The 5,732-nt window shown below is 71.6% G+C and carries 5 protein-coding genes and 2 pseudogenes; 6 read left to right on the top strand and 1 reads right to left on the bottom strand.

Annotated elements, in window-relative coordinates:
* Window positions 1–43: 43 nt before the first annotated feature.
* Window positions 44–847, top strand: a pseudogene (locus tag ACWCO3_RS30335) (lytic polysaccharide monooxygenase auxiliary activity family 9 protein); the annotation flags it as partial.
* Between the two features lie 27 nt (window positions 848–874).
* Here the strand turns inward: ACWCO3_RS30335 and mgrA are convergent.
* Window positions 875–1,870 (bottom strand): L-glyceraldehyde 3-phosphate reductase, encoded by a 996-nt coding sequence (gene mgrA / locus ACWCO3_RS30330; protein ID WP_357930551.1) that lies wholly within the window; start codon window positions 1,868–1,870, stop codon window positions 875–877.
* A gap of 70 nt (window positions 1,871–1,940) precedes the next feature.
* Here mgrA and ACWCO3_RS30325 point away from each other — a divergent pair, with 70 nt between their 5' ends.
* The 5 genes and pseudogenes from ACWCO3_RS30325 to ACWCO3_RS30305 form a co-directional block, all read left to right on the top strand.
* Complete coding sequence (locus ACWCO3_RS30325) at window positions 1,941–2,921, top strand: aldo/keto reductase (protein ID WP_358161766.1); 981 nt, start codon at window positions 1,941–1,943, stop codon at window positions 2,919–2,921.
* 5 nt (window positions 2,922–2,926) lie between these two features.
* Window positions 2,927–3,424, top strand: a complete 498-nt coding sequence (locus tag ACWCO3_RS30320) for a hemerythrin domain-containing protein (RefSeq protein WP_167524992.1) — start codon at window positions 2,927–2,929, stop codon at window positions 3,422–3,424.
* 55 nt (window positions 3,425–3,479) lie between these two features.
* Window positions 3,480–4,724, top strand: a complete 1,245-nt coding sequence (locus tag ACWCO3_RS30315; protein WP_450013294.1) for a histidine kinase — start codon at window positions 3,480–3,482, stop codon at window positions 4,722–4,724.
* Window positions 4,721–5,371, top strand: coding sequence for a response regulator transcription factor (locus ACWCO3_RS30310; protein WP_357930542.1), 651 nt, complete (start codon window positions 4,721–4,723; stop codon window positions 5,369–5,371). Before ACWCO3_RS30315 ends, ACWCO3_RS30310 begins: the two co-directional genes overlap by 4 nt.
* A gap of 76 nt (window positions 5,372–5,447) precedes the next feature.
* Window positions 5,448–5,732 (top strand): annotated as a pseudogene (locus ACWCO3_RS30305) (hypothetical protein); the annotation flags it as partial.

The following is a 5,732-nucleotide window of genomic DNA, read 5'->3' as shown; positions in this document are numbered from 1 at the left end:
ACCCACGTGATCGCCTGCGGCGCGGAGAAGGACTAGCCGGGCGGCGGCCTGCGGGCCCGAGGGCCGGTACGCGGCCACCAGCGCCTGTCGGGCGGCCGTGAAGGCGGGTGCGGCGGTGCGCGAATGGGACAACGTACGCGTTGCCGCCATCAACGGCCGGGACCGGGAACGGATCCCGGACGGTGAGTTGTGCAGCGGTGGGCTGTCCGCGTACCGAGGGCTGGACCTGCCCCGCACCGACTGGCCGAGCACCGAGTTGACCACCGGCGCGAAGTTCACCTTCCGGTACCGGACCACCATCGAGCACCGGGGCACCTTCCGGCTCTACGTCACCACACCCGACTACGACCCCAAATCCCCGCTGAACTGGGCGGACCTGGAAGCGCGCCCGTTTCTGACGCTGACCGACCCGCCGGTGCGGGCCGGGGCGTACCAGTTGGCGGGCCGACTGCCGGCGGGTCGTACGGGCCGGCACCTGATCTACACGATCTGGCAGAACTCCAACACCCAGGACACCTACTACTCCTGCTCCGACGTGGTGTTCCGTGGTGCCAAGGCCACCGCGACGAAGGCCGCCGCGACGAAGAGCGCGGCGGCCGCTCCGCGTACCGCTGAGAGTGAGCCGGCGGCCAGCGGCTCGGCGGTGGCGGCGGCGGCCGACCCGGGCGTGCCGGTGGCGTCGGTGACCGACCTCGGTGGCCGGTGGCCGGTGCTGGCCGGTGCCGCAGTCGTGCTGGTCCTGCTGCTGCTGATCGGCGCGAGTCGGCGGCGTCGCGGTGCCGCCGCGCCCGTGGGTCGCCAGTGCGAGGTCCGTAACCACCGGGCCGGGCGGCGTCGGATCTGGTGATCCGAGCCGCCCGGAACCCGGCGGTGCTCAGCCCAGGTGCTGCTCGATCTCGGCCAACTCGTCGGCGGTGAAGTCGAGGTTGTCGAGCGCGGCGATGTTCGTCTCCAACTGCTCGACGCTGCTCGCACCGATGATCAGGCTGGTCATCCGCGGGTCGCGCAGCGCCCAGGCGAGCGCGAGCTGCGCGAGGGACTGGCCGCGCCGGTCGGCGACCGCGCCGAGGCCCCGGATGGTGGCCATCTTCTCGTCGCTCAGGTCGCTCTCGTTGAGGAAGACGCTGGTGCGCACCCGCGAGTCGGCCGGGATGCCACCCAGGTAGCGGTCGGTCAGGAGGCCCTGGGCCAGCGGGCTGTACGCGATGCACCCCGCGCCGACCTGCTCCAGCGTGTCGAGCAGGCCGTCGGACTCGGTCCAACGGTTGAGCATCGAGTACGACGGCTGGTTGATCAGCAGCGGCGTACCCAGGTCACGCAGGATCGCGGCGGCCCGCGTGGTCTGCTCGGAGTTGTAGTTCGAGATGCCGACGTAGAGCGCCTTGCCGGAGCGGACGATGGCGTCGAGCGCGCCCATCGTCTCCTCCAGTGGGGTGTCCGGGTCGAACCGGTGCGAGTAGAAGATGTCGACGTAGTCCAACCCCATACGGCCCAGCGACTGGTCCAACGACGAGATCAGGTTCTTGCGCGAACCCCACTCGCCGTACGGGCCGGGCCACATGAGGTATCCGGCCTTGCTGGAGATGACCAGCTCGTCCCGGTACGCCCTCAGGTCGGTGGCGAGCATCCGGCCGAAGTTCTCCTCGGCCGAGCCGGGCGGTGGGCCGTAGTTGTTGGCCAGGTCGAAGTGGGTCACACCCAGGTCGAAGGCGCGTCGGACGATGTCGCGCTGCCGTTCGAACGGGCGGTCCGGGCCGAAGTTGTGCCAGAGCCCGAGGGACACGGCGGGCAGACGCAGGCCACTACGCCCGCTGCGCCGGTAGGTCATGGAGTCGTAGCGGTCATCCGCGGCGAGGTAGGTCACGATCATGAGCCTAGCTCCGGCAGGTGCTGGCGGAGATAGCGCGTGCGAACCAGGACATCGGGGTAGTTTCGACGCCATGCGTTTCATTGCGCTCGACACTCCCAAACCGCTGTCCAAGATCGGGCTGGGCACCTGGCAGTTCGGTTCCCGCGAATGGGGCTACGGCCGGGAGTTTGAGCAGCAGGCGGCGCAGATCGTCCGGCGGGCCGTGGAACTGGGCGTGACGGTCTTCGACAGCGCGGAGATCTACGGCTTCGGGCGCAGCGAACGCATCCTCGGCGCGGCCCTCGGCGACGACCGGCCCAAGATGGTGATCGCGTCCAAGATCCTGCCCGTGCTGCCGGTGGCCGCCGTGGTACAGCAACGGGCTGTCGCCTCGGCGGCCCGGCTCGGCGTCACCAGCATCGACCTCTACCAGGTGCACTCGCCCAACCCGCTCGTCGCCGACCACACCACCATGCGCGGCATGCGCGTCCTGCAGGACGTCGGGCTGGTCGGCGAGGTCGGGGTGAGCAACTACGGGCTGCGCCGCTGGCAGGTCGCCGAGGCGGCGCTCGGCCGGCGGGTGCTCAGCAACCAGGTCCGCTACAGCATGCTGGACCGCGCGCCCGAGCAGGACCTGCTGCCGTACGCGCGGGAGGCCGGCCGGGTGGTCATCGCGTACAGCCCGCTGGCGCAGGGCTTCCTCTCCGGCCGATACGACGCGAAGAACCCGCCGAGCGGCGCGGTCCGGCGGGCCAACCCGTACTTCCTGCCGGAGAACCTGGAACGCGGCGCGGTCCTGATCGACACCCTGCGCCAGGTGGCCGACGCGCACGAGGCCACCCCCAGTCAGATCGCGCTGGCCTACCTGCTGCGCCATCCGAACGTGCTCGCCATTCCCGGGGCGTCCGGGGTGGAGCAGATGGAACGCAACGCCGCCGCCGCGGACATCGACCTCGCCGACGACGAGTACGCCGCACTGGTCGAGGCCGCGAAACGCTTCCGCCCCGTCACCGGCCTCGCCGCGATGCCGGCGATGGTGCGTGCCCGGTTCGCCAGCCCAACGGGAAAGTGAGCACAGTGGACGACATCACCGCACTGATCCTGGACGACCACGCCGCCTTCCGGCGTGGCTTCGCCCGCCTCGACGACGCCCGCGACGAGCAGGAGATGCTCGCCGTCTGGGACGCCCTCGCCCTGCACCTGGACATCCACGCCGAGGCGGAGGAGGCGATCCTCTACCCGCACCTGGTCAAACACGGCGACGACGGCGAGGACGAGACCGCCGACGCGATCGGCGACCACAACAAGATCCGGGACGCCATCGCCGAGGCGAAGCTGCACCCGGTCGGCTCGGACGAGTGGTGGGCGGCGGTCGGCACGGCCCGCCGGGAGAACAGCGAGCACCTCGCCGAGGAGGAGGACGAGGCGCTGCCCGACTTCCGCCGGCACGCCAGCTTCGAACTCCGCGCAGAGCTGGGGCAACGCTGGCTCACCTTCTACGGCGAGCACAAGAACGGCCGCAACCTGCCGTTCCGCGACAAGGACCCGCAGCAGTACGTCGCCGACCACCGCTGAGATCTCCCCGGCACGGGGGAGTCGCCCAGGCCCACCTCGGCAGCAGAATGACGAGGTGACAGTCCGAGCGGCGCTGACCCCGCTGGTCGCCGGCACGACCTGGCGACGCGGCGTCTTCCTGCTGCTCGGCGGAGTGCTGGCACTGCCGTACGGGGTGCTCGCGGTGACCTTCGCCCAACTGTTCGCCGACTCGGCGATCCCCCGACCACTGGTCTACGCCCTGCTGGTGATCGCGGCGCTGATCGCCGGGGCGCCGTTGCTGCTGGACGGCAGTCGGGCACTGGAGATCGCCGCCGTACGGGCTCTGCTCGGCGTGGACCTTCCCGAACCGGTGCCCGGGCACCGGGTCGACCGGGAGACCCGGCTGCGCAGCGCGCTCTGGATCGCCACCCACCTCGTCGTCGGCGCACTGGTGATGATCGCGCTGTTCAGTGCCCTGCCGATGGCTCTCGCCTTCATCGCCCAGCAGTTCGGCATCGGCACCGAACTGATCAGCCGCGAACGGTTCGGGCCGCTGGACGGGCGCGACGGCGGCTGGCTGACAGTGAGCGGGGTGGTCCTGCTGGTCGGCCTCGGCTACGCGGTCGCCGGGCTCGGCGCGCTCGCCGGCTCGATGGCGCCGGTGCTGCTCGGGCCGGCCCCGGCGGAGCGGATCGCCGCCCTGGAGAGGGAGGCCCTCCAACTCGCTGAACGCAACCGGCTGGCCCGGGAGCTGCACGACTCCATCGGCCACGCGTTGACCGTCGTCACCCTCCAGGCCGGAGCCGCCCGCGAGGTCCTGCACACCGACCCGGAGTTCGTCCGACGGGCGCTCACCGCCATCGAGGAGACCGGACGGACGGCCATGGACGAGCTGGACCACGTGCTCGGGCTGCTCCGGGAGACCGGCAACGAACGCCCGGTGGTGGCGCCGCAGCGTACCCTCGCCGACCTGGACCGGTTGGTCACCGACGCCCGCGCTGCCGGGCTGGCGGTGCACGCGCATCGGGTCGGCAACGCGGCGCGAGTCCCTGCGGCCGTCTCCCGGGAGGGTTACCGCATCGTCCAGGAGGGACTGACCAACGCCGCCCGCTACGGCGACGGGCCGGTGACGCTGCGGCTGGACCTGCACCCGGAAGCACTGGAGTTGGAGCTGGTCAACGCGATGAGCCGACCCGGTCGGACCCCGCTGGGCCACGGCGGTCGCGGTCTGGACGGCATGCGGGAGCGGGTGCTGCTGCTCGGCGGCCGGATCACCGTGGGACCGGATGGCGACCGGTGGCTGATCCGGGCCCGCCTGCCCTACGAGGAGCCCCGATGACCACCGGCGTGCTCATCGTCGACGACGACGAACTGATCCGGATCGGGCTGCGGGCCATCATCGACGCCCAACCCGACCTGCGCGTCCTCGCCGAAGCTGCCGACGGCGCCGAGGTGCCGCCGTTGGTGGCCCGGCACCGGCCCGACGTGGTGCTGATGGACGTGCGGATGCCTGGCATCGACGGCATCCAGGCCACCCGACACCTGCTGGCCACCTCCGCCGACCCGCCCCGGGTGCTGGTCGTCACCACGTTCGCCAACGACGAGTACGTCTACGAGGCGCTGCGGGCCGGCGCCTCCGGCTTCCTGCTCAAACGAGCCCGGCCCTCCGAGGTGGTGGAGGCCGTCCGGGTGGTCGCGGCGGGGGAGTCGCTGCTCTTCCCTGCTGCGATCCGCCAGTTGGTCGGCGCGTACGGGCCGGTGGGCGGCGACCGGCTGCACGCCGCACGGCTCACCGAACGGGAGGCCGAGGTGCTCCGGTTGATGACCACCGGCCGGTCCAACCCGGAGATCGCCGCGCACCTGGTGGTCGGCGTGGAGACGGTCAAGACGCACGTCGGCAACGTGCTGGCCAAGCTGGGTGCCCGCGACCGCACCCAGGCGGTGATCGCCGCCTACGAGTCCGGCTTCGTCACCCCGTCGGGCTGACGGTTCCCTCGCCCGGGGGAGCGGGTTCACCGCTTGCCGGGAGGGAATCCGGCGGCTGTCCGTCGAGGCTGAGAGCATGACAACGATCACTGCCTCCCCGCCCCGTACCGACTCCCGCTGGCCCGATCGGCTGGCCCCAGTGGCCGCCGGTTGGCTCGGCCTGTGGGGCGTACTCGCCCTGGTCAGCATGCTCACCGACGCCGGCTACCCGTTCGGCCCGAACGACCCCAACGGCGGCGACGTCAGCCTGCTGCGCCTGGTGCCGGTCGAGGTGGCCACCCCGCTCTTCGCCGGCGTGCTGCTCACCGCCGCTCCGCGCCGGATCCACCAACACGGCGGGCGGCGATCCGTGTCGGATCAC

It is taken from the genome of Micromonospora sp. NPDC002411 (assembly GCF_053592955.1).
The sequence above is the reverse complement of the archived record's forward strand: the minus strand, read 5'-3'. Positions and strand labels throughout refer to the sequence as shown.